Genomic DNA, 642 nt, shown 5'->3' with positions numbered 1-642 from the left:
GTATACAGGACATGCATGAAATGGATGCTTTACGGAAAATTGATCTTAACCTGCTCCTGACGTTACATGCCCTGCTCGCTGAGAAACACGTTACGCGCGCGGCGCTCAGGCTCCATCGCAGCCAGCCGGCGGTGAGTCACTCGCTGGCACAACTGAGAGTTCACTTCAAGGATCCCTTGCTGGTTCGTAAGAACGGAAAAATGACGCTTTCGGCCAAGGCTCACGCCCTGCTTCCTCCGCTTGAAACTTTGCTTCAGGGGTTGAGTAGCCTGTTAGCGCCTTCCGTATTTGACCCCTATACGGCAAAACGACGCTTCAGGATAGCGATGTCCGATTACGCCGCAAGGATAGTATTGCCCTCTTTGGTGATTCATCTGCGACAACATGCACCGGGAATGGATCTGGCTATTATTCAAGCCAGTAGAGAAATGATGCTGGCACAACTTGAAGATGGTGAAGTGGATCTTGCGCTGGGCGTTTTCCCAAATTTTGTCGAAGGTATTCAGAAGGAGACGCTTTTCACTGAAGCGTTTATTTGTCTTGCCGACAGGCGCTTTCTGCCTGTGCGTAGTGATCTGACCCTGGAAGAGTGGCTGGCGAAGCCACACGTACAACTGGCAACGCTGCCGGATACGGTTGATG

At 51.9% G+C, this 642-nt stretch carries 1 protein-coding gene; it reads left to right on the top strand.

Annotated features, from left to right (window positions below; all coding sequences use genetic code 11):
• Positions 1-20: 20 nt before the first annotated feature.
• The coding region (locus tag J5224_RS33590) for a LysR substrate-binding domain-containing protein (protein ID WP_264629209.1) at positions 21-642 on the top strand (622 nt) is incomplete at its 3' end.

It is taken from the genome of Candidatus Symbiopectobacterium sp. NZEC135 (assembly GCF_025962695.1).
This window is presented reverse-complemented; position numbering and strand designations above follow the sequence as displayed.